Genomic DNA, 20,335 nt, shown 5'->3' with positions numbered 1-20,335 from the left:
GGAGCAAACGTGACGCACCAACATCATTCCTCAGTCTATATCAGTCAGCACAGATTCCTGCACGTACAAGCCAGTCTTTTGGTCAACCTGCACCGGATAGAATTCTATCTGGTGCTGCTGCTAGCCGTGGTCGTGGCTGCCTCAGCTGGCGCACAGCAGTCGATGCGGCTTCTTGAGTCGCAAATGATTTGGGACGCCGCACCACATAACGCGTTTACAGACCTAGTGCGCTACAAGGACCGCTGGTTCTGCGTCTTCCGCGAAGGCCAAGGTCACGTGTCTCCTGACGGCGCGTTGCGAATAATAACATCCAGCGATGGAGCTCACTGGCAATCGGCGGCCGTCATACGTTCTGAGGATTCCGACTTACGCGACGCTAAGATTACGATCACTCCGGACAACAAGCTCATGTTATCTGGAGCTGCCGCCATGCATGATAAGACCACAAAATCGCACCAGTCGTTAGCATGGTTTTCCGAAGATGGACACAATTGGAGTCACCAGCACGAAATCGGCCAGCACAACTATTGGTTGTGGCGTGTGACCTGGCACAACGGACTTGCTCTGGGAATGGGCTACAGCTGTCGTGGTCCTGATCGTTCAGTGCGGCTGTATGAGAGTCTCGACGGCAAGAACTACCAGATGACCAACGCCAGCGTCTGTGACGATGGAGTCGGCAATGAAAGTTCGACTGTCTTCGACGGCGACACTGCCTATTGCTTGCTGCGCCGTGACGACGCACCCAATGAAGGACTCTTAGGCGTAGCCCTCCCGCCTTATCGACAGTGGCGCTGGCAAAGTGTCGGTTCCCGAGTCGGTGGCCCGCATATGATACTCTTACCGGACGGTCGTTTGGTTGCCGCTGTGCGACTATACGATGGCCGGGTCCGTACGTCGCTCTGCTGGATCGACAAGCAGTCCGGCACACTAACCGAAGCTCTCGCCCTGCCCTCCGGAGGCGACACCAGTTATCCAGGCTTAGTCTTGCACGATAACATGCTGTGGGTCAGCTACTACTCCACGCATGAAGGCCGCAGCAAAATCTATTTGGCTAAAGTGAAGATCGAATAAACGCAATCTTGGCGATGCACCGAGTTGCTCAAAACGCACCGCCACCACGACGGTTCGAGTCGAATCTGCGGGTCATCCTTAATCAATCGTCAAGTTCGCTCGGCATCCGTTATCAATGTAGTACTCCATGCCCACTAAATGGCGTTCAAGTTCTACAATCCTTCGACTAGCTATCGTTATCGGAAGTTAACGTCGTTCATGGCGCTTTGCTTGGCCAGCGCAGCAACTTCTGCGGACTCAAAATAGGGAAGGTCGCCGGGGATGGTATATTTTAGTTGTGCTGCGGCGTTCCCCCAACGCAAGGCTGTCAGCGTCGGAGCACCGGTCAACCATTGGCTCAAAAAGCCAGCGGCAAAGGCATCGCCCCCCCCCAATCGTCCGACAACCGACGCAGCCCGCGTTGGCGAATAACAGACTCCTTGGTGAGTACAGGCTGCGGCTCCGTATTGCCCTAGCGTTAACACAATGCATTCAGCACTGCATCTCTGGGCCAGTGCCTTCAGCGCGTGTGTGGCAAATTCTTCGGGGAGGTGGCCGATTTCCTGATCTCCAATACCAATGTTGAATAATGTGCGGGCGTCGCGGAAAGGCAAAAAAACCAAATCAGCCTGCTGCATTAATTTCAGGCACACCGCGCCGGCCACCGTGGGCGTCCACAATTTGGCGCGGTAGTTGACGTCGAAGCTGATCTTCCATCCGGCCTGTTTAGCCAATTGAACGCTGGCGAAAATCATCTCGCAGCACGGCGCGCCAAGGGCCAGCGAAATACCACTGACGTGCAGATATCTGGATGCACCAGGCACAAACAGCCCAGTAGGCAACATGTCGGCACACAAGCGACTAAAGCTGCTGGCGGCGCGATCGTAGAGAACTTGGTTCGGTCGAGGCGCACAGGCGGGCTCAAAGTAATACGTGCCGATGCGATCTTCGTCAGTCCAGATGATGTGCCGCGTATCAACACCATGCGCGGCGATGCTGCGGGCAATCTTGCGCCCGAAGGCGTTGTCTGTCAGCCGCGAGATCCAGGCGACGGACTGTCCTAGGCGAGCCAAACCCGCAGCGACATTCGATTCGCTGCCGCCAACATGCATTTGAAACTGATCCGCCTGTTCCCACCGCTGGCCCTCAACGGGCGTCAGCCGCAGCATCGACTCGCCGATGGTCACTACATCATACCGCATGATCGCCGGCTCCGACTTGGGAACATGTCCGATTAAAGTCAGCATAATCGGGTGCCCACACACGCCCTTTGGTTGTCATCCAGTGCAGCGCATTCAAATTTCACCGCCTGCCGGTCGGGCCGCTTCGACGAGACGCTCAGCAGCTAGGCGAACACGCGGCCAATCTCGCTGTGCGATCGACTGTGGATTGAGCAGTCGGCCACCGATGCCAACGGCAACTGCCCCGGCGTCGAAGTAGTGGCCCATGTTTTCAAAACTGATTCCGCCGGTCGGCATCAGTTTCAAATAGGGCATCGGGGCCAGCACATCGCGAACGTAGTCTGGCCCCACGGCGCTGGCGGGAAACAATTTGACTATGTCGGCCCCCCAAGCATCGGCCTGTGCGATCTCAGTGGGAGACAACGCACCTGGAAACACAGCGACTCCACATTCAACGCAATGTCGAATCACTGGCTCCAGACAGGTGGGGGACACTAAAAACTGCGCTCCGGCAGCCAAGGCCGTGCGGGCTTCCGGCAGGCTGCGCACCGAACCAATTCCTAAAACGGCGCGACCATCGGAAAATTCCACGACGTTGTCCAGCAGGCTGGCGACAACGTCGGGTGCCGCCGGATTGGTCAGCGTTAACTCGATGGCGCGCACACCACCGTCTAGCAATACGCGCACAAGCTGATCGGCAAACATTAAGTTATCCAGCCGCAAAATGGCGATTACCCGTGATTGCAGGACATGTCGAACGACCCCGGCTTTATCCACACTCACCTCGAACTCAATGCCACAACTTCCGCCGCGATATTACGTTATAACAGCTCATACCCTGACCTGCCTCAGAAACGTCGCAACGAGTCACGGGACGTTCGCTCAGGTTGCCACAGACACTGGACGAAGCCCATACTTAACGCACTGCGGCTGGTTCAGGCCTGACTTGCCTGTCAATAATTGTATCGACACGGCTTGCCAATCAGTAGTAGAGCGCTACAACATTAGCGACTCGAATCGCTCTGGCAGTCTAATCCAGTTGGTCGAGTACCTGCATGATTACCAGTACCAATGCAGGCGATGGCTGAGTCGTTTTTGAGGATGCAGTGTGTCGACAGAGATAGTCCGCGGAATTTTTCAGCTCGTTTTGCCTACACCGTTTGCCGTGGGGCCGGTTAACTGTTATTTGTCAACTGAGTCGCCGATCACACTGGTCGACACGGGGACGAACTGGCCGGAGTCGCGCGCCGAATTGGAACAGCAGTTGCGGCGTTTAGGACTCGACCTGTCAAACATCGAGAGGATAGTGATTACTCATGCGCACGCAGATCACTTTGGACTGGCCGCCTCGATCGTCGAGCAGTCAGGGGCCGAGGTGTTGACGCACCGCTATAACCAGCCGACGCTGCAGCCTACAGACGCAGTGCGCCGCGAGCGCTCACAATTTTATCGGGAATTCATGACCGAGTGCGGTGTTCCACAGTCCGAACTGGAGCAGGTTATGCAGTGGCGCGTCGAAGCTCGTGGCTACAGCCAGCCAGTTTCGGTTGACCGGTGGATCGATGAAGGCGATCGGCTGTTGCTGGGCGGACGCCGGTGGCATGTCTACCATACTCCTGGGCACGCAGGAGGCCTGATCTGTCTGTTCGAGCCAGAGGATCGAGTACTGCTTTCAAACGATCACCTACTGCGGAATATCAGTAGTAATCCGGTGGTCGAGCCGCATCCAGACGGCGGGCCCAGGCCTCACCGGCTAGTGGAGTACCTGCATCATCTGGAGCGTATGGTGGATCTGCGACCGCAGATTGCTTGGACCGGACACGGTGCTGAGATTCACGATGTTGCCAAGACAGTACGCCAACGCCTGCGGTTTCATGTGCGACGCGCTAGTTATGTAATGGAGCTGCTGAGTCAACAGTCGCGCACGGCCTACGATTTGGCACGATCCATCTTCGGACGGCGAGACGGCTTCGATTCGTTTCTGGCATTGTCGGAAACCATCGGGCATTTGGATTGGTTGAACTTGCAGGGCAAAGTACAGCTCGATCCAACCGAGGCGGTGCATCTGTGGAAGATTCTTGACCAGTAGCTGGGATATCCGCTCCAGCTTTGGACGCGGATCGATTTGTTGCTACGATCTGTCATAGCGTGGACTGTGGCAGATGGAAGTCCTCGGCGAGGCTCCCCCACGGCCAACATAACTACTTGTGTTCCTTGTAGATCGCCTCGGCAAATCCAAAAGCTTCTGATTGATGTGGCGTACCGGCCGCTTGGAAGACGCTCCAGAGCTTCTTGCGCCGGTCGGGGGTAGCGACGCTATCGGGTTGTCGAGTCCACAGACCAAGCCGTAGGCCACCTTCGTGAGCATGATCGACATGGCGATGCAAAATGAAGGCGTCGATTGTGTCTAACGCTTGAATCTGCAACCAGGCATAACAAAACGCGGCGGCCTGGATTTCCTGGCCATCAGGAGCGTCTGGAGTATGAAACCCCTGTTCGCTCAGAATCACGCGACGTGGGCTATTGCCGATCAGCATCGTTGGCTGATCTAGGAAATGCTCCAACTGCTCGATGTTACGAAAGGTAATGCGCGGCGCGGTGCGCCAATCCGCTGTGGCAGTCGCATCGCGCCAGGTACGCGGCTCAAACAGGTTCTCTGGATAGGGATGGAAAGCAACATGCCACTGATTCGTCTCGATGCCATCTTGAGCAAGATCAGATTCTGATTTATTACCGGCGTGGACGGGAACTACCGCACCGGCTGATGAAAGAGCTGACAAGTACTCCAGGAATGACCTGGCGTCGAACGATTGCCGTTGATCGGTAGTGTGGGCGATATTCCAATGGTGATCTAGCGATACGAAGACGCGGGCTGCGGCATTGAAGCGATGGATGGACCGGCAGGCCAGAGTCAGTGCCTTATAATAATCATCGGCAAATTCCTGCATCGTCGCTGGTCCCATGTTGCACCAGAACCAATGCGAGTTGACTTCATTACCGATGATCCAATTCCACACTTGACCATAGCGACCGGACGATTCGGACCAGCGTTGTGACATGAACTCCAGTGCTGCCTGCAGCCAAGCCCGGCCCTCGACGGTACTGCAGTTGAAGGCTGACAGGTGGTTGGGGCAGTCTGGGCTGTAGCTGGGATGTATCAGAATTCGCCGGCGCTGTTCATCATGTGGTTCGTAATTCAGAATGATCAATGAAACAATGACACCGTTGTCGGACAACCGCTTGATGCGCTGGTCCATCGCCTGGACGTATCCTGTGTCAAAGTGGTAGACAAAATCGTTGCTGCCGCGCCACGCGATGCTGCCTGCCGACGCATCGGGCTGAATCAGCTGTCCGAGGTTCAGATTCAAGGCTGCATGATGAATACCGAGCTCCAGTGCGTCATCTAGCATTTGCACTTGCAGACCTTTCTTGGATGCTGCTTGCGGGTAGCTGATTTGAGTGGTGTCGGGCTGTGCCATCACTTCAAGGCTCGTTATCCACTGGCAACCGAAACTGATTATCAAATGGCATAAAAATAAGCCCCTGCCACGCCTAGTCTCAAAAGCAGACTTATGGAGCCGTGCGGCTAAATCCAAGCATAGTTTCATGGACATGCTAAACTCAAAAAAAGGAGGCTGCGGAAACTCAGGAAACCGACGCTGATTGTATTGACTGTCATGTAGCCGTCTGCCCATGACACGTCATTTCATAGCTACTGACCGTATTCTGGGAAAGTAGGCATTAACACAAAAGGTTTGGCGCAACAGCGCTGCGGCTCCGCACGCCCCGAGAGACTCGCATATCAGCCCACATCTCCCAACTCCAGCGACTTTCCGTAGCGACGAAGCGTCTGATGGATCAACCGAGTGAACTCGGGTTGGGCGAGCTGAGGATCAGATTTAAGTATTTCACGCGCCGTCTCGCGCGCTAGATCTAATAGTTCGGTATCCTCGACCAAATTGGCGACGCGCAAGGATGGCATACCAGTTTGGGATGTTCCTAACAGGTCGCCTGGTCCACGCAGTTTCAGATCCAACTCGGCCAGTTCAAAACCGTTGTCGGTTTTCTGGAAAGCCGCCAGCCGCTCGTTATCCTGGCTCTGGCAACCAACGGACGCCACAGCACAGGCGTAGCCCGTGAATCGACCACGGGCGACGCGACCACGCAGTTGGTGCAATTGTGACAACCCTAGTCGATCGGCGTCCAAAATCGTGATTACCGATGCATTGGGAACGTCGATGCCCACTTCGACAACAGTGGTCGCCACCAGTACGTCCAGCTGACCGCGTGCAAACTGATCCAATACGGCCTCTTTTTCGTGAGGTGGCAGGCGACCGTGCAGCAATCCCAATCGACGATGTGCCAGCGGACCGGCTCGTAACAGCTCGAATGTGCCCTTGGCGCTGGCTGCACCTTCTCTAACCGATGGCAGGCTGGTTGTCGGCATCTGCTGCTGTTTGATGGCCGAGTCTGGCTGCTCCAGTTCACTCGAGGCGTTGATTGCTGACGGCTGCACCTCGTCAACAAAAGCTGATATCGTCTCCTGTACAGGAGGCTCCGGGACAGCCGCCGTAGCAATGCGTGGTGCGATCACGTACGCCTGGCGCCCGCGCGAAATCTGGCGATCTACGAATTGCCACCAAGACGACAGTTGCTCATGGGTAGTTAGATAGGTGCGCACTGTCGCTTGTCCAGGCGGTCGGGTGCGGATGATTGACACGTCCAGATCGCCAAAAGCGGTCATAGCGATGGTTCGAGGAATCGGGGTGGCCGACAGAATCAAATAGTGCGGTTGCAACTGCTCGCTGCGCAAGCGAGCCCGCTGCAATACGCCAAACTTATGCTGCTCATCTACAATCACCAATCCAAGTCGCTGAAAATGGACCTGTTCAGACAGCAGAGCTTGCGTACCAACAATCAAATTCACCTGGCCAGCAGAGATTTGTTCTAACAACTTGGTGCGCTGGCCACGTGGCAAGCCGCCATGCAATAAACCAACTTGGACGCGGCTGCGGGCCAAATTACGCTGCAGGGTCTCGGCGTGCTGCCGAGCCAGCACCTCAGTGGGAGCCATCAGCGCGGCTTGATGCCCGTTGGCCACGCACAACAGCATGGCATATTGAGCCACCAAAGTTTTGCCACAGCCAACGTCGCCCTGAAGCAAACGATTCATTGGAATTGCCCGTGCCATATCCTGGCGAATGTCCTCGACTGCCGAGGATTGATCAGCGGTTAGCGAATGCCCTAGTCGGTTCAGAATTCTGGCGTGCAGCTTGCCCGAAGGCTCACACTGTGGCGCGCGTGTCGCCTGCTCACGCTGCGAGCGTTGCATGGCCAGGGCCAGTTGCAGCACCAGCAGCTCTTGCAGCTTAAATCGCCGCAGAGCTGCCTGGGCCGCTGCTAGCGATGCTGGAAAATGCACATCGTTGATTGCCTGCCTGATGCCTGGAACATTCAGGCGTTGCTGGATGATTTCGGGCAGTGCTTCCTCGATCTGCTCCACCAGCACTGGTACTGCTTGGCGAAGCATCTGATGCATGGCCGATTGTTTCAGCCCCTCAGTCAGCGGATAAATGGGCAGTGGATGATTGCTTGCAGGCGGCTGGTCAGCAGCGGGTCGCGTTTGCGGCTGGACCATTTCCCAGTTCAGCACCGTCGATTTCAAGACTCCGGTGACCAATAGCTGATCGCCGGGGCGATACATCTCTGCGCGGAACGCCTGATTGAACCACACTAAGCGCACATTGCCACCGCCCTCAACAGCCACCTGCACGCCCAGCAGATGCTTGCCGCTTTGCGTAACGCGCTGACCAATATCTAACACCGTGCCAAGAAAAGATACCCGCCCCCCTTCCACAAACTCGCTGGCCCGCGCCAGTGGAGCAGGCTCTTGGAAGCTGCGTGGAAACAGGAACAGCAGGTCGATTCCTCGCCGGACACCCAGCTTAGCCAGCAGCCGCGCACGCTCCGCCCCTACTCCAGGCACTCGAGCGACGGGTCCAAACAGCAGTTGTGATTGCTGGGCTGATTCCGTAGGCATTGTCTTAGGCTGAATTCCGTCGTTTCAGGCAGGTATCGTAGGGTGGGATGTGCGCTGATAATGGCTATAGTCTACTAGACGCTGAAGCCCAGCGGTTTATCGATGCCGCTTTCCATTTTTCGGGAATTTCTGGCCGCCACAACCCAGCCGAATGCGTTAAACTGAGCAAACTTCAGCACTATCGTGTTGGTGACGGCGTAGTGTTTTGCGCCGGTAGTGCTATTTACACGGTACCACCCGTATCCCACCGTCTGGCGACGGTATCTACCAGAGTCTGCCGAGGTTGAAGTTAGTTGAACACTACCACCAATGAAAACCTGCGATCCGCATCCTGGCAGTGGTGGGTCAGTGGGCTGCTGCTGTTGGCGACGATGATCAACTACATGGATCGTCAGACGCTGTCGAACATGGCGGTTCGAATTACCGAACAATTTCAACTTTCCAACGAGCAGTATGGCGACTTGGAGTTCCTGTTCGGCGTGGCCTTTGCATGTGGATCCTTGTTTTTTGGAGTGCTGGCAGATCGCGTCAATGTGCGTCTGTTGTATCCTTGCGTGTTAGTGGCATGGTCGGCTGTGGGCTGCGCTACCGGTATGGCCCAGGGCTATCACTGGCTGATGGTCTGTCGGGGCCTGCTGGGATTCTTTGAAGCTGGACACTGGCCATGCGCCCTGATTGTTACGCAACAAATATTGTCACGTGGCGATCGCGTGATGGGCAATAGTCTGCTGCAGAGCGGGGCCTCGGTGGGGGCGATCTTGACGCCGCTGATCATTCGCTTGCTGGTCAGCAGCAGCGATCAACCCGATGCCTGGCGATTGCCGTTTTACGTTATCGGTGCGACCGGCGCAATGTGGGCCGTGGCTTGGCTGGTCGTCATTCGTCCTGGCGATTTGACGGTCGCCGGTTCACAGTCTGAAGCGTCCGGCACAGCCCAGGCAGGCGTGTGGCAAACTTTGGTGGCTATTTTCGTCGATCGTCGCTTCTGGGCGCTCGCGGTGATGGTGGTGTGCATCAATACCTCGTGGCAGCTCATACGAGCCTGGCTGCCCAAGTTCATGCAGCAAGGTCGCGGCTATTCCGAAGTGGAAGCGCTCTACTTCAATTCAGCTTACTTCATCGCTACCGACGTAGGCTGTATTCTGGCTGGCATTTGTGGACTGTGGCTAGTACGCGCCGGCTGGCCAGTACATGCCAGCCGAATTCTGCTCTTCTTTATCGGCTCGCTGCTGGTGGCACTGACGACGTTGGCTGCCTGGCTACCGGCCGGCTGGCCACTGCTGGCAACGTTACTGGTGGTCGGTGCGGGTGCACTGGCGCTGTTTCCATGTTACTATTCGTTCACCCAGGAAGTATCGGCCCGTTATATGGGTCGGCTAACCGGTTTGTTGTCATTCATAGGCTGGATGGCTTCAGCACCGACTCAGAAGCTGTTTGGCTATCTAGTCGACCGCACCGGATCGTATGATCTGAATCTAGCGATCCTGGGTTGGGCACCACTGCTGGGTCTACTGTTCTTCTGGCTGCTGTGGCCCACAGCGAAATCTGCTGAGACTTAGCACTAGTCCTGATTGAGGGTCGCCATGCCGTCCAATTGCTGTCTAAGCTTAATGGGGGCCGGGGGGCAGAACCAATTGTATTTGTTCGAGCATTGCGGCCTTTAGCACGTTCTGGAAATTAGCAGGCGGACTGTATTATCCCGCTTGCCCCAGGCTGCAAGTCATATACTTTTCATCCAGCGTACAAGCAACGCTCAAGTAGCAGGTCGCGCTAGCAGCGACTGGATGTAGCTTTTGAATTGCAGCATATCGTCGGGCGGATCGGGGCCAACGATCAGCGGCCCACAGTTTGGACTTGGGCGTAAGCCATGGCTACCGCGCACCAAACTAGGGTCAAGAGGCGTGACGTCCATGCGATAGCGCAGCCCGAGTTTCTTCTGCACCAACCGAGCGGCGGCACGCAGGCCACTGGTCATGAATAGCTCACAAGGATCGTAGCCTGGCTTGCGATGAATATCGACTGTTCGGGCAAAATCGGGAGCGCGCGCTTCGTCCAACCAATAGTAGTAGGCCATCCACGCATCCGGTTCAGCCAACGCGATCAACTCACCACTGCGCGGATGGTCCAGTTGCAAATCTCCGGGCTCAACCACTGCGGCCACTCCTGGCATCTGTTGGAGGATTCGTCGGACGCTGCCCACAAGGCTGGGATCAGAAACGTACACGTGCGCCAGCTGATGATCAACCACAGCCAAAGCTTTTGACTCCAGCGGCATGAGCATTTCACCAAATGGACCATCGCGGACTTCCAGTAGCCCGGCCTCTCGCAGTTGTTGGTTAACCATCACGGCGCGCTGTACCGGCACCAAACCATACTCGGATACAACGACGGTTTGAGCACCAATCTCCTGGGCGGCTGCAATAACTTCGGCCGCGCAACGGTCTACTTCGACCACGCGCTGCGGATCATGTTCGGCAAAGCGCTGGTAGTCATAGTCCAGGTGCGGCAGATAGACCAAAGACAATTCGGGACGTCGCTGCCGGATCACACGAGCGCTGGCGCGGGCGATCCACTGAGAACTGGCTAACCCAGCCTGCGGTCCCCAAAAGCTGAAGAACGGGAATCGGCCGACGTGCGACTCCAATTCGCAGTCGGTATGATCCAGAATGCCGAAGACTTTGGAACCATCGCAGCCGTAGTGTGGCTTTGGCGTGGCCCAGTAGCGCACCGGAGCGCCTTGATTGAACCACCAAAACAGCTTGGCCGTTTCAACGCCTTCGTATAGCTTGTGGCCTTGAATCAAGCGATTGGACTGCTGCCAGAAGCGCACCTCGCCCGTCTCCCGAAACAGCCAACCGTTACCAACAATTCCATGCTGTCGAGGTGGCACACCGGTCAACATCGTCGCTTGAGCCGTACAGGTTACAGCCGGATAGGGACTGGTCCATGGTCTGGCCGTACCCAGGCTGGAGATGTTGGGCGCATGACGCACTAGTTCTGGCGTCAGTCCTACAACATTGATAACGCACACCTTCATGTGCAGATTTTCTCGGGCGAGCGTTTGATAGAAATTTAGAGTAGCTACGGTCGCCAGACCGTGGTTTGGGATGGGCTAAATTGATCGTAGTTCATCGCCTCACCACTCTCTAGCGAGACCGGCTACCGAAACCACTCTCGTCTGCGGCTAGAGCTGAACGTCGATGCTATTGTCATCCATCTGGCGAGCCACCTCGGCAGCTTGCTGAAGCAATGATACCGCAGCTAGGCCTTGTTGGCGCTGCGCATCGAGCGTTTTCTTAGCAATTGCCGTCGAAATCTGATGGGCTACTTTAGCCTGCTGAATCGCGGAGGCCGCAGAGTAGGAGCAATCACAATCCATGATTTCAGGGCTTTCAGGCGGTTTTGTAGGCTGAACGCAATCGCACGTCTAAACGAAACAGGCTGGTATGGAACTGTACCACCTGCTATCGCCCAGCCAATACCAAGTACCACAGCGATAGTGCTGAATTCGGGTCAAACTAACGCTGGCACCGACAGTAGCGGTTGTTCGGCTAGTCAACTTCACTTCGCTCCACTTTTCCCTACCGACAACAGCCCCACGACGCAAACAATCATACCACTCAATTCCGCGCCAGCCAACATCGCGTGGGTGCTCGAATAACCATCCACCAACATCCCCAGGCACCGCGCAGCCGCCGCTCCCCCAAGTGGCAGACCGCCAACCAGCAGTGCCGCCGCTGGTGCACTGCGCAACCATAGAATCACCATCACCGCCGCAATTCCAAACTCCAGTCCGCCATAAAACGCGCGAATTTCTGTCAGCATCGCCGGAGGCTGCTGCTCAATGCCAAACACGCCCAACAACGCCTGTGGCCACCCACCCAACCAAATCGCAAAGCCCAAGTAGGTCAATGCCGTAGACCAAATAACAGCGCTAGCAAATCGCGTGGCCATACAACCTCTCAGTAGATTACGACAGGCCCACAATAGATTATAAAACGATCTCACTTCAGTTCGCTGAAGCGTCACCCAAACAGCCTAAGACCAAATTCTGTCCTTCTGGAGCCAACTATGTCAACGCCCAACACATGGCGAACATGCATTGCCCCTGTGGCAGTCTTGCTACTTACATGCGGAAAAATCTGCCAGGCTGAATCGCCAGAGGTGAGGCGGCACAGATCGCTGCCGCCGGTGATTGAGTCGTCGTGGGATGATTTGCTGGAAGGTATCCAGACCGCTGAGGATTGGCAACGACACAGACTGGTGCTGCGCCAACGGTTTTTGGAATTGATTCGCGATCAGCATAAGCCCGTCCAGCCGCCGCTGGATTTGCAAGTACATGAAGAGGTGCAGGTAGAAGTCTGCTATCGTCGGCTGTGGATTAGTTATCAGGTCGAGCAGGACGAGCGGGCGCACGCGTTTCTGGGAATTCCCTTACAAGGTGGACCACAGTTTCCGGCCGTGGTAGCTTTGCATGGTACAACCGATCAGGGGGCTCGCCAAACCGCTGGACTGGAGGGCCAGCCTGATAAGGCCTTTCTGGATCATTTGTGCCGTCGAGGCTACATCGTCATCGCTCCAGAACATTTTGTATCCGGTCAACGCATTCCGCCTGAAGGCTCTTATGATACCGCCAGGTTCTATCAGCGACATCCTGAATGGACGGCTGTCGGAAAGTTCACTTACGAACATAGCATTGCCGTCGATGTCCTGGAGACGATTAAAGAAGTAGATGCCAGCCGCATCGGAGCGATGGGGCATTCGCTGGGTGGTCATGGCACCTGGCTGCTGGCCGCGTACGACGAGCGAATTCGGGCTGCGGCTTGCAACTGCGGGGCGGCATTCCTGCGGCACAATGCCGAGGTTGAACACTGGTCGCGCGATCACTGGTACATCTATTTCAAACCACTCCGCGCGGGCTTGATGAGAGGAGAATTACCTGCCATCGACTTCCACGAGATCATCGCCCTCATCGCCCCGCGGGCCTACTTGGACGTATTCGGTCTGAACGACGGTGCTCCGCTAACTCAGCGTCAACGCGCTCTGATGTTGCTGAAAATCGCCGATGTCTATCAATTGCTAGAACGTCCTGAGAACCTATCCTTCTTCGCCCACGGACGCGGCCATGCAGCACCCCACGAATCGCGACAATTGATCTATGGGTTCCTGGACGCACATCTGAAACCACCGGCAGCAATCGCTACCCGCCTGCTGCCGTGATGTTCACTAGTAGTTGAGTCCAATTAATGCACCCAAGTCGTAGCTACGGTTGCGACTAGTTTTTCTTATTGATCCCGTACCTACTCTAGAATTGTAACGAAATGCTTTCGATCAGCGATCAGGAAACAGTGTCCGCGATTGTCCAAGCCTTGCGGCTTGCTAAAAGTGTATTGTTTATTACTGGCGCGGGCGTGTCGGCGGAGTCGGGCATTCCAACCTATCGCGGTATCGGTGGACTGTACAACGTTGGCCCCACTGCCGAAGGGTACGCAATCGAGGAAATCCTGTCGTCTATGATGTTGCGAGACAATCCCGCACTGTGCTGGAAGTATTTAGCTCAGATTGGTCTGGCAGTCCAAGCTGCCAAACACAATCGAGCCCACGAAATCATGGCGGAAATGGAGGACCATTTTGAGAGACTGTGGGTCCTGACGCAAAACATCGATGGCTTTCACCGCTCGGCTGGCTCGAAGAATCTAGTTGAAGTCCACGGCAACATGCACTTTCTGTCCTGCACACGCTGCGACTACAAGACTCGGTTGGATAGGATTGATCATGTCTCGTTGCCACCCAGGTGCCCACGCTGTAAAGCAATTGTACGCCCCGATGTCGTCTTGTTCGGAGAATTGATCGCTGACACTGGCATTGACCGATTGCAAGCTGAACAACAACAGTATGGCTTTGATGTCGTATTTTCAGTGGGAACGACCAGCGTCTTTCCCTATATTCAAGCACCGATCTTCCTGGCCAGTGCCGCTGGCAAGACAACTGTCGAAATCAATCCCAGCGAAACTGAAGTTTCCGATATCGTGCGTTTCCGCCTGAAGACGGGTGCCGTGGAGGCGCTGAGTGCCATCTGGAGCGAATTCCAGAACGTGGTATCGTAGGGGAGTTTCGACGTCCCGGCCACTGTAGCTAAGCGATGCGCAGCGAAGGTGGCAACAGTCCACTCGATCAACCGTAGATACGCCCATGGATGGATTGCCCACCGTTTACGTAGCACGAAGAATCCCAGAAGCCGGATTAGCAATGCTGCGGACGTCGGCGGTGCTTAGGCTACATGCAGGAGCACTACCGCCCACGCGCGAAGAGTTGTTGTCTGGAGTCGCCGGTTGTTCGGGCATTTTGAGCCTACTGAGTGATCGGATCGACGCCGAAGTGATGGACGCCGCTGGCGATGACCTGAGAGTCATCAGTAACTTTGCGGTGGGATTCAATAACATCGACCTGACGGAGGCTGAGCGCCGCTGCATTCCTGTTGGCAACACGCCGGACGTTCTAACCGAGGCAACTGCTGATATCGCTGTTGGTCTCATCCTGGCGGCGGCACGACAATTTCGTCCTGCCATGCAGGCTGTTCGTGACGGTGGATGGCGTACCTGGGAGCCGTTGGGCTGGATTGGTCAAGACTTGGTCGGAAAGACGCTGGGCATCATCGGCATGGGCCGAATCGGCCAAGCAGTGGCTGGGCGTATGCAAGCTGGTTGGCGTATGCGGGTCCTGTACACGGCCCGCCGCCAGCCGGAGTTGCCACCCCATCTGGCAGCGCAGCGCGTCGCACTGGAGGAACTTCTTGCACAGAGCGACGTCGTCAGCATCCATGTGCCGCTGAGCGAGGCTACTAGGCATTTTATATCCCGACCACAACTACGTTTGATGAAGCCGACCGCAGTACTAGTCAATACCGCCCGCGGTGAGGTTATCGACCAGGAGGCGCTGGCCGACGCGCTACAATCTGAGCGAATCTTCGCGGCTGGGCTGGATGTGTGCACGCCAGAGCCATTGCCGCTGGATCATCCCCTTCAGAGTCTAACGAATTGCCTCTTGTTGCCACACATTGGCAGTGCCACCACACAAGCGCGGGCTGCGATGGCGACGCGGGCCGCTGAGAATATACTGGCGGGATTGGCTGGCAGACCGCTGCCTTATCGCGTGGCGCCGCCCACGATTGCGCCACAGCGTTAATCTACCGAACGCTCGCCAATTGATAACGTTCGGAATGTTCGGTGATGACGCGCAGGTGGGCCGCCAGAGTACTATTGATCTGCTGCGGCATCGCACGCCAGCACCAATTGCCATGCACGGTTCCTGGAAAATTCATGCGAGCTTCGTTGCCTAATCCAAGTGCATCTTGCATGGGCACGATCACTGTGTGGCTGGCTGAATTCATCACCATGCTGATTAATTGCCAGTGCACATCGTCGTCGCGGGTGTCGGCTGCCAAATAGCGATCCAGTACGTCGCGCTGTCCGGACTGCTGTTTTGACTGTTGTCGCGCCCGATACCAACCGATGATCGTCTCGTTGTCGTGAGTGCCGGTGTAGGCCACGCTATTGAGCGGATAGTTTTCGGGACGATGAAAGCCGTCGGTTGGTGAATCAAACCCGAACTGCAGCACGCGCATGCCGGGGAATTCCAACTGCTCGCGCAACTGGTGAACTTCTTTCGTTATCAGCCCGAGGTCTTCGGCAACGATCGGTAGTTCGCCCAGCTGGCTGCGCACGGCGTCAAACATTTTTGCGCCTGGCCCCGGTAGCCACCGACCTTGGACCGCAGTCGGAGCGCCAGCTGGAATCTCCCAATAGGCTTCGAACCCGCGAAAGTGATCAATCCTCAATACATCGTATAATTGGAAAGCGGCTCCAATGCGACTGATCCACCAGCGATACCCGGTCTCTTCTAATCGATCCCAGCGATACAGCGGATTGCCCCACAGTTGGCCGGTCTGACTGAAATAATCGGGGGGAACTCCGGCCACAACAGTCGGATGACCATCTTGATCCAGATGAAACAGACTTTGACCAGCCCAGACATCGGCACTGCCATGCGAAACAAAGATGGGCATATCTCCGAAAATTCGAATACCCCGTTGATTGGCATAGCGTTTGACCTGCTGCCATTGAGAGAAGAATAGGAACTGAATGAACTGTTGGCGCTGTACCTGACCGGCCAGTCGCTCGCGCCACGAGGCGAGCGTCGGTCGATCGCGGTGAACGATACCGGGCTCCCAGGTGGTCCACTGGTCATTGCCATAATGCTCAATCAGCGCTGCGAACAACGCAAAGTCGCGCAACCAGCCCTGCTGAAGCGTGCAGAAGGCTTCGAACTCGTCAATCTCCGCACAGGCCTGGCTAACTTGAAATCGCTGGAACGCGCGTTCCAGCGCCACCAAGCGAACTTGCTCGGCAGATGCAAAGTCCACGTGGCTTTGCAGGGGCACTTGCAATAGGTCATTCAAATCTTCGGGCTGCAAGAATCCGTCTTCGACTAACTGAATGGGGCTAATCAACAGAGGATTGCCAGCGAATGCCGAGTAGCTGCTATAGGGTGAATGACACTGTATGGTCGGCCCCAGGGGCAGAATCTGCCACAGCGACTGACCCGCTGCGGATAAAAAGTCTATGAACCGAAAAGCGGCCGGCCCCAAGTCGCCAATGCCATACTCGCCGGGCAGGCTGGTAACATGCAGCAAGACTCCGGAGGATCGAGGAAAGGTCGGCATGAGCTAAATCGAGGTTGTAAAGAACGATGTTAACGGGAACTTAGCGAGACTTAACGTACAGACAAAGCCAACAACCCAGGCCGCAGAACGCCTAACCCCGACCCACAGGACGCACTTGCCAGATCTCCTCGGCATACTGGCCAATGGTGCGATCGCTAGAAAACCATCCGCTACTAGCCGTATTGATAATGCTCATTCGATTCCAAGTTTCGACGTCACGGTAAACTTTGGCCACCTCGCGTTGCGAGTCGATGTAGCTGCGCAGATCGGCGATGGTCAGCCAGGGATCATGCGGATTGCGCAAGCCACCAGTAATTACATCGAAAATGCCAGGTTCATTGGCACTGAACCGACCGCCCTCCAGCAACTCCATCAATTGCCGAATCTCCGGATCATTATTGATAATGCGGTTTGGATCGTAGCCCATGCGCGCCTCAGCCACTTCGGCAGCATTCAAGCCGAACAAGAAGAAGTTGTCGGCACCGGCCTTCTCGCGGATTTCGATGTTGGCACCATCCAACGTTCCAATGGTCAACGCGCCGTTCATCATGAATTTCATATTGCCCGTACCGGAAGCCTCTTTGCCAGCAGTGGAGATCTGTTCAGATAGTTCCGTACCCGGACAAATAATTTCCATCGCTGAAACTTGATAGTTGGGTAGGAATACCAACTTGAGCCATTCCGAAGCTTTGGGATCAGAGTTAATGACGGCGCCGACATTGTTGATCAATTTGATGATAACCTTGGCCACAAAGTAGCCGGGCGCTGCCTTGCCACCGATGAGCACGCAACGTGGCACCATGCCTGTCGTGTCACCTCGACAAATGCGATCATACAAATGAATGACATGCAGGACATTCAATAGCTGTCGCTTGTATTCATGAATGCGTTTGACCTGCACATCAAACAGCGCGTGCTCCATGAAGCACACGCCGGTACGCTCTTCGACAAAGCGTGACAACCGCGTCTTGTTTACGGATTTCACCTGCCGCCACTTTTGGCGGAAACCAGCATCATCAGCCAGTGGAATCAAGGCTTCAATATGACTGAGGTCGCGCTCCCAAGCGTCGCCGATCGCCGATCCAATCAAGCTGCGTAGTCCTGGATTGCAATGCGCCAACCAACGACGATGGGTGACTCCGTTAGTCTTGTTGTTAAATTTCTCAGGCCACAGTTGATGGAAGTTTTCGAATAGACCGGACTTGAGCAATTCCGTGTGCAAATGAGCTACACCGTTGACGGAAAAGCAACCCACGATCGACAAATAGGCCATGCGAAAATGAGGCTCATGGCCGCCCTCTACCAGCGACATCGCATCGCGGATTTGAGTATTGCCCGGCCACTTCTGCTCGATTTGAATCAGAAATCGACGATTGATCTCGAAGATAATTTCAGCCAAACGCGGCAGAAGTCGGCTGAACAATCGCACCGACCAGCGCTCAAGTGCCTCAGGCAACAAGGTATGATTCGTATACGCCATGCAGCGGGTGGTGATCGCCCAGGCCTGATCCCAACTCTGACCGTAATCATCCATCAACAGCCGCATCAACTCAGGTACAGCACACGCCGGGTGGGTATCATTCAGCTGAAAACAGTTGGCCTCGCCGAATCCACTCACGTCGCGACCATGAACCTCAACCCAATCCGCCAGAACATCCTGCAAACTGGCTGACACCAAGAAATATTGCTGCTTGAGTCGCAATTCCTTGCCGTTTTCACTGGCATCGTTGGGGTATAGGACCATCGAAATCTTTTCGGCCATGTTCTTGGCCGCCACCGACTCCGAGTAGCCACCAGCGTTGAATTCGTTGAGGTCGAATGCATGGGTCGCCGCAGCCTTCCACAGCCGTAACGTGTTAACCGTCTTGTTACGAAATCCGGGAATCGGCATGTCAAAGGGCACCGCCAAGATATCTGCGGTATCTACCCAACGACAATGATGAACACCTTGAGCGTCGTAATACAATTCGCTGCGACCATAAAACTTAACGCGCCGAGTCGATTCGCTGCGCTCCAGTTCCCACGGATTGCCATATAACAACCAATGGTCCGGCTCTTCAACTTGCCGGCCATTCTCAATGCGCTGGTGGAACATGCCGTATTCGTAGCGGATGCCATAGCCGCGCACCGGCAATTGCAGATTGGCACAGCTATCCAGAAAGCAGGCTGCGAGTCGCCCCAGGCCGCCATTTCCTAAGCCGGCATCGCGTTCACGCTCGGCAACTTCCTCAAGTGTTCCACCGAATCCACTCAGGGCTTCCCGGGTCGTTTCTTCCAAGTCAATATTATAAACAGCGTTGCTGAGCGACCGACCGATCAAGAATTCCAACGACAGATAATGAACCCGTCGTGGTGCTTGAGTTGCAATCCGCTGTTCAGTAGCATTCCAACTGGCAATCAATCGATCACGAATGGCGATCGCCAGCGCCCGATACAGATACCGCATCTTGGCCGATTTGGTATTGTGCCCTAACGTGAAGTGTAGGTGCCTATGGATTTCACATTCCAAACTTAGCAGCCCGCAATTCGGGGCAATTTGTTCGTCGGAAATGACTGGATTCATGTGTTCTTGCTCGTCCGCCACCCTGGTGGCACGTTTGATTTTGACCGTCGGATATCTCGCGTTGCTGTAGATTATAGAAGTTCAACTCCACTGCTGGCGCGGACGGAACCTTATCACAGTTGTATCGACCAATCTTCCGTGCTAGCCCACCTAAATCCCGATTGCCTTCTGGTTCATTTGCACTCCTTGCACGAAATGCTATTATTGCAGCTTGTAACGGAATGGACCAGCCGATGATTCGGTAGTGTCAATCAACTTTAATTGAATAGGCATGGGAGCAATGAGTACAAAGTCGGTGATTCGCGATGGTCTGCAGACTGCACAGATGGTTGGCCTGGCTTACTTGAGCGACTTGGATGATGCTCAGTTAATGTTGCGACCACATCCTGACTGCCATTCAATCAATTGGCAAATTGGTCATCTGATTATCTCAGAACATGACCAGATCAACAAAATCGCGTCTGCCGCCATGCCCGACTTGCCAGTCGGGTTTCGCGAGAGTTTTGCCGCAACAAACTCTGCGGCGGACGACACGGACGGTAGCTTTGGCAAGGAGCAATTGCTGGCTATCTATCAAGGGCAGCGACAAGCGACATTGAAGGTGCTGAGCCAATTGACCGAAGAACAGCTCGATCAGCCTACCGGGATTTCATACGCACCAACGCAGGCGGCTCTGATTCAAATGCAGGGTGCACACTGGCTGATGCATTGCGGCCAGTGGGCGGTAGTTCGCCGTCAATGCGGTAAACCCGTTGTGATCTGAGGCGGCCCAAGTTTAT

The 20,335-nt window shown here is 55.4% G+C and carries 16 protein-coding genes; 7 read left to right on the top strand and 9 right to left on the bottom strand.

Features of this window, described 5'->3' with window-relative positions:
• Positions 1-9: 9 nt before the first annotated feature.
• Complete coding sequence (locus tag KF752_13705; GenBank protein MBX3422604.1) at positions 10-1,071, top strand: exo-alpha-sialidase; 1,062 nt, start codon at positions 10-12, stop codon at positions 1,069-1,071.
• 176 nt (positions 1,072-1,247) lie between these two features.
• Here the strand turns inward: KF752_13705 and KF752_13700 are convergent, their stop codons facing one another.
• Together KF752_13700 and KF752_13695 are read right to left on the bottom strand one after the other, a co-directional pair.
• Positions 1,248-2,297, bottom strand: a complete 1,050-nt coding sequence (locus KF752_13700; protein MBX3422603.1) for a sugar kinase — start codon at positions 2,295-2,297, stop codon at positions 1,248-1,250.
• A gap of 48 nt (positions 2,298-2,345) precedes the next feature.
• A complete protein-coding gene (locus tag KF752_13695) occupies positions 2,346-3,014 on the bottom strand; it encodes a bifunctional 4-hydroxy-2-oxoglutarate aldolase/2-dehydro-3-deoxy-phosphogluconate aldolase (protein MBX3422602.1) in 669 nt (222 codons plus the stop codon).
• Positions 3,015-3,339: 325 nt separating this feature from the next.
• On the opposite strand from KF752_13695, the gene KF752_13690 reads away from it, so the two are divergent.
• On the top strand, positions 3,340-4,320 hold the full coding sequence (locus tag KF752_13690; protein ID MBX3422601.1) for an MBL fold metallo-hydrolase: 981 nt from the start codon (positions 3,340-3,342) through the stop codon (positions 4,318-4,320).
• 112 nt (positions 4,321-4,432) lie between these two features.
• On the opposite strand, the gene KF752_13685 is transcribed toward KF752_13690, so the two are convergent.
• Positions 4,433-5,710 carry a hypothetical protein gene (locus KF752_13685; protein ID MBX3422600.1) on the bottom strand — a complete coding sequence of 426 codons (1,278 nt, stop codon included), beginning with the start codon at positions 5,708-5,710 and terminating at the stop codon, positions 4,433-4,435.
• A 323-nt stretch (positions 5,711-6,033) separates the two neighbouring features.
• Positions 6,034-8,271 carry an ATP-dependent DNA helicase RecG gene (locus KF752_13680; protein ID MBX3422599.1) on the bottom strand — a complete coding sequence of 746 codons (2,238 nt, stop codon included), beginning with the start codon at positions 8,269-8,271 and terminating at the stop codon, positions 6,034-6,036.
• Between the two features lie 293 nt (positions 8,272-8,564).
• Here KF752_13680 and KF752_13675 point away from each other — a divergent pair, with 293 nt between their 5' ends.
• Complete coding sequence (locus KF752_13675; protein MBX3422598.1) at positions 8,565-9,830, top strand: MFS transporter; 1,266 nt, start codon at positions 8,565-8,567, stop codon at positions 9,828-9,830.
• A gap of 194 nt (positions 9,831-10,024) precedes the next feature.
• On the opposite strand, the gene KF752_13670 is transcribed toward KF752_13675, so the two are convergent.
• The 3 genes from KF752_13670 to KF752_13660 all read right to left on the bottom strand — a co-directional run bounded on the left by KF752_13670 (position 10,025) and on the right by KF752_13660 (position 12,225).
• A complete protein-coding gene (locus KF752_13670; GenBank protein MBX3422597.1) occupies positions 10,025-11,308 on the bottom strand; it encodes an alkaline phosphatase family protein in 1,284 nt (427 codons plus the stop codon).
• 147 nt (positions 11,309-11,455) lie between these two features.
• Positions 11,456-11,650, bottom strand: coding sequence for a putative motility protein (locus KF752_13665; protein ID MBX3422596.1), 195 nt, complete (start codon positions 11,648-11,650; stop codon positions 11,456-11,458).
• Positions 11,651-11,832: 182 nt separating this feature from the next.
• On the bottom strand, positions 11,833-12,225 hold the full coding sequence (locus KF752_13660; GenBank protein ID MBX3422595.1) for a DUF4345 family protein: 393 nt from the start codon (positions 12,223-12,225) through the stop codon (positions 11,833-11,835).
• 117 nt (positions 12,226-12,342) lie between these two features.
• Between KF752_13660 and KF752_13655 the strand changes: the two genes are divergently transcribed.
• The 3 genes from KF752_13655 to KF752_13645 all read left to right on the top strand — a co-directional run bounded on the left by KF752_13655 (position 12,343) and on the right by KF752_13645 (position 15,456).
• Positions 12,343-13,491 (top strand): dienelactone hydrolase family protein, encoded by a 1,149-nt coding sequence (locus tag KF752_13655; GenBank protein MBX3422594.1) that lies wholly within the window; start codon positions 12,343-12,345, stop codon positions 13,489-13,491.
• Between the two features lie 101 nt (positions 13,492-13,592).
• Positions 13,593-14,378 (top strand): NAD-dependent protein deacylase, encoded by a 786-nt coding sequence (locus KF752_13650; GenBank protein ID MBX3422593.1) that lies wholly within the window; start codon positions 13,593-13,595, stop codon positions 14,376-14,378.
• Positions 14,379-14,463: 85 nt separating this feature from the next.
• Complete coding sequence (locus tag KF752_13645) at positions 14,464-15,456, top strand: D-glycerate dehydrogenase (GenBank protein ID MBX3422592.1); 993 nt, start codon at positions 14,464-14,466, stop codon at positions 15,454-15,456.
• 1 nt (position 15,457) lies between these two features.
• On the opposite strand, the gene malQ is transcribed toward KF752_13645, so the two are convergent.
• The gene (gene malQ / locus KF752_13640) at positions 15,458-16,993 is read right to left on the bottom strand and encodes a 4-alpha-glucanotransferase (protein ID MBX3422591.1); all 1,536 of its coding nucleotides are present in this window, start codon (positions 16,991-16,993) and stop codon (positions 15,458-15,460) included.
• A gap of 91 nt (positions 16,994-17,084) precedes the next feature.
• Positions 17,085-19,556 carry a glycogen/starch/alpha-glucan phosphorylase gene (locus tag KF752_13635; GenBank protein ID MBX3422590.1) on the bottom strand — a complete coding sequence of 824 codons (2,472 nt, stop codon included), beginning with the start codon at positions 19,554-19,556 and terminating at the stop codon, positions 17,085-17,087.
• Positions 19,557-19,836: 280 nt separating this feature from the next.
• On the opposite strand from KF752_13635, the gene KF752_13630 reads away from it, so the two are divergent.
• Positions 19,837-20,319 (top strand): DinB family protein, encoded by a 483-nt coding sequence (locus KF752_13630; GenBank protein ID MBX3422589.1) that lies wholly within the window; start codon positions 19,837-19,839, stop codon positions 20,317-20,319.
• Positions 20,320-20,335 lie beyond the last annotated feature (16 nt).

Source organism: Pirellulaceae bacterium (assembly GCA_019636385.1).
GTDB lineage: Bacteria > Planctomycetota > Planctomycetia > Pirellulales > Pirellulaceae > Aureliella.
Note: the sequence above shows the minus strand (reverse complement) of the source record. Positions and strands in the feature narration are given on the sequence as shown.

Excerpts from the sequence above, each read along its gene's own strand:
- KF752_13700 (MBX3422603.1), bottom strand. The coding sequence starts at position 2,297 with ATGCTGACTTTAATCGGACATGTTCCCAAGTCGGAGCCGGCGATCATG.
- KF752_13685 (MBX3422600.1), bottom strand. The coding sequence starts at position 5,710 with ATGGCACAGCCCGACACCACTCAAATCAGCTACCCGCAAGCAGCATCC.
- KF752_13680 (MBX3422599.1), bottom strand. The coding sequence starts at position 8,271 with ATGCCTACGGAATCAGCCCAGCAATCACAACTGCTGTTTGGACCCGTC.
- KF752_13670 (MBX3422597.1), bottom strand. The coding sequence starts at position 11,308 with ATGAAGGTGTGCGTTATCAATGTTGTAGGACTGACGCCAGAACTAGTG.
- KF752_13665 (MBX3422596.1), bottom strand. The coding sequence starts at position 11,650 with ATGGATTGTGATTGCTCCTACTCTGCGGCCTCCGCGATTCAGCAGGCT.
- KF752_13660 (MBX3422595.1), bottom strand. The coding sequence starts at position 12,225 with ATGGCCACGCGATTTGCTAGCGCTGTTATTTGGTCTACGGCATTGACC.
- KF752_13655 (MBX3422594.1), top strand. The coding sequence starts at position 12,343 with ATGTCAACGCCCAACACATGGCGAACATGCATTGCCCCTGTGGCAGTC.
- KF752_13650 (MBX3422593.1), top strand. The coding sequence starts at position 13,593 with ATGCTTTCGATCAGCGATCAGGAAACAGTGTCCGCGATTGTCCAAGCC.
- KF752_13645 (MBX3422592.1), top strand. The coding sequence starts at position 14,464 with ATGGATGGATTGCCCACCGTTTACGTAGCACGAAGAATCCCAGAAGCC.
- malQ (MBX3422591.1), bottom strand. The coding sequence starts at position 16,993 with ATGCCGACCTTTCCTCGATCCTCCGGAGTCTTGCTGCATGTTACCAGC.
- KF752_13635 (MBX3422590.1), bottom strand. The coding sequence starts at position 19,556 with ATGAATCCAGTCATTTCCGACGAACAAATTGCCCCGAATTGCGGGCTG.
- KF752_13630 (MBX3422589.1), top strand. The coding sequence starts at position 19,837 with ATGAGTACAAAGTCGGTGATTCGCGATGGTCTGCAGACTGCACAGATG.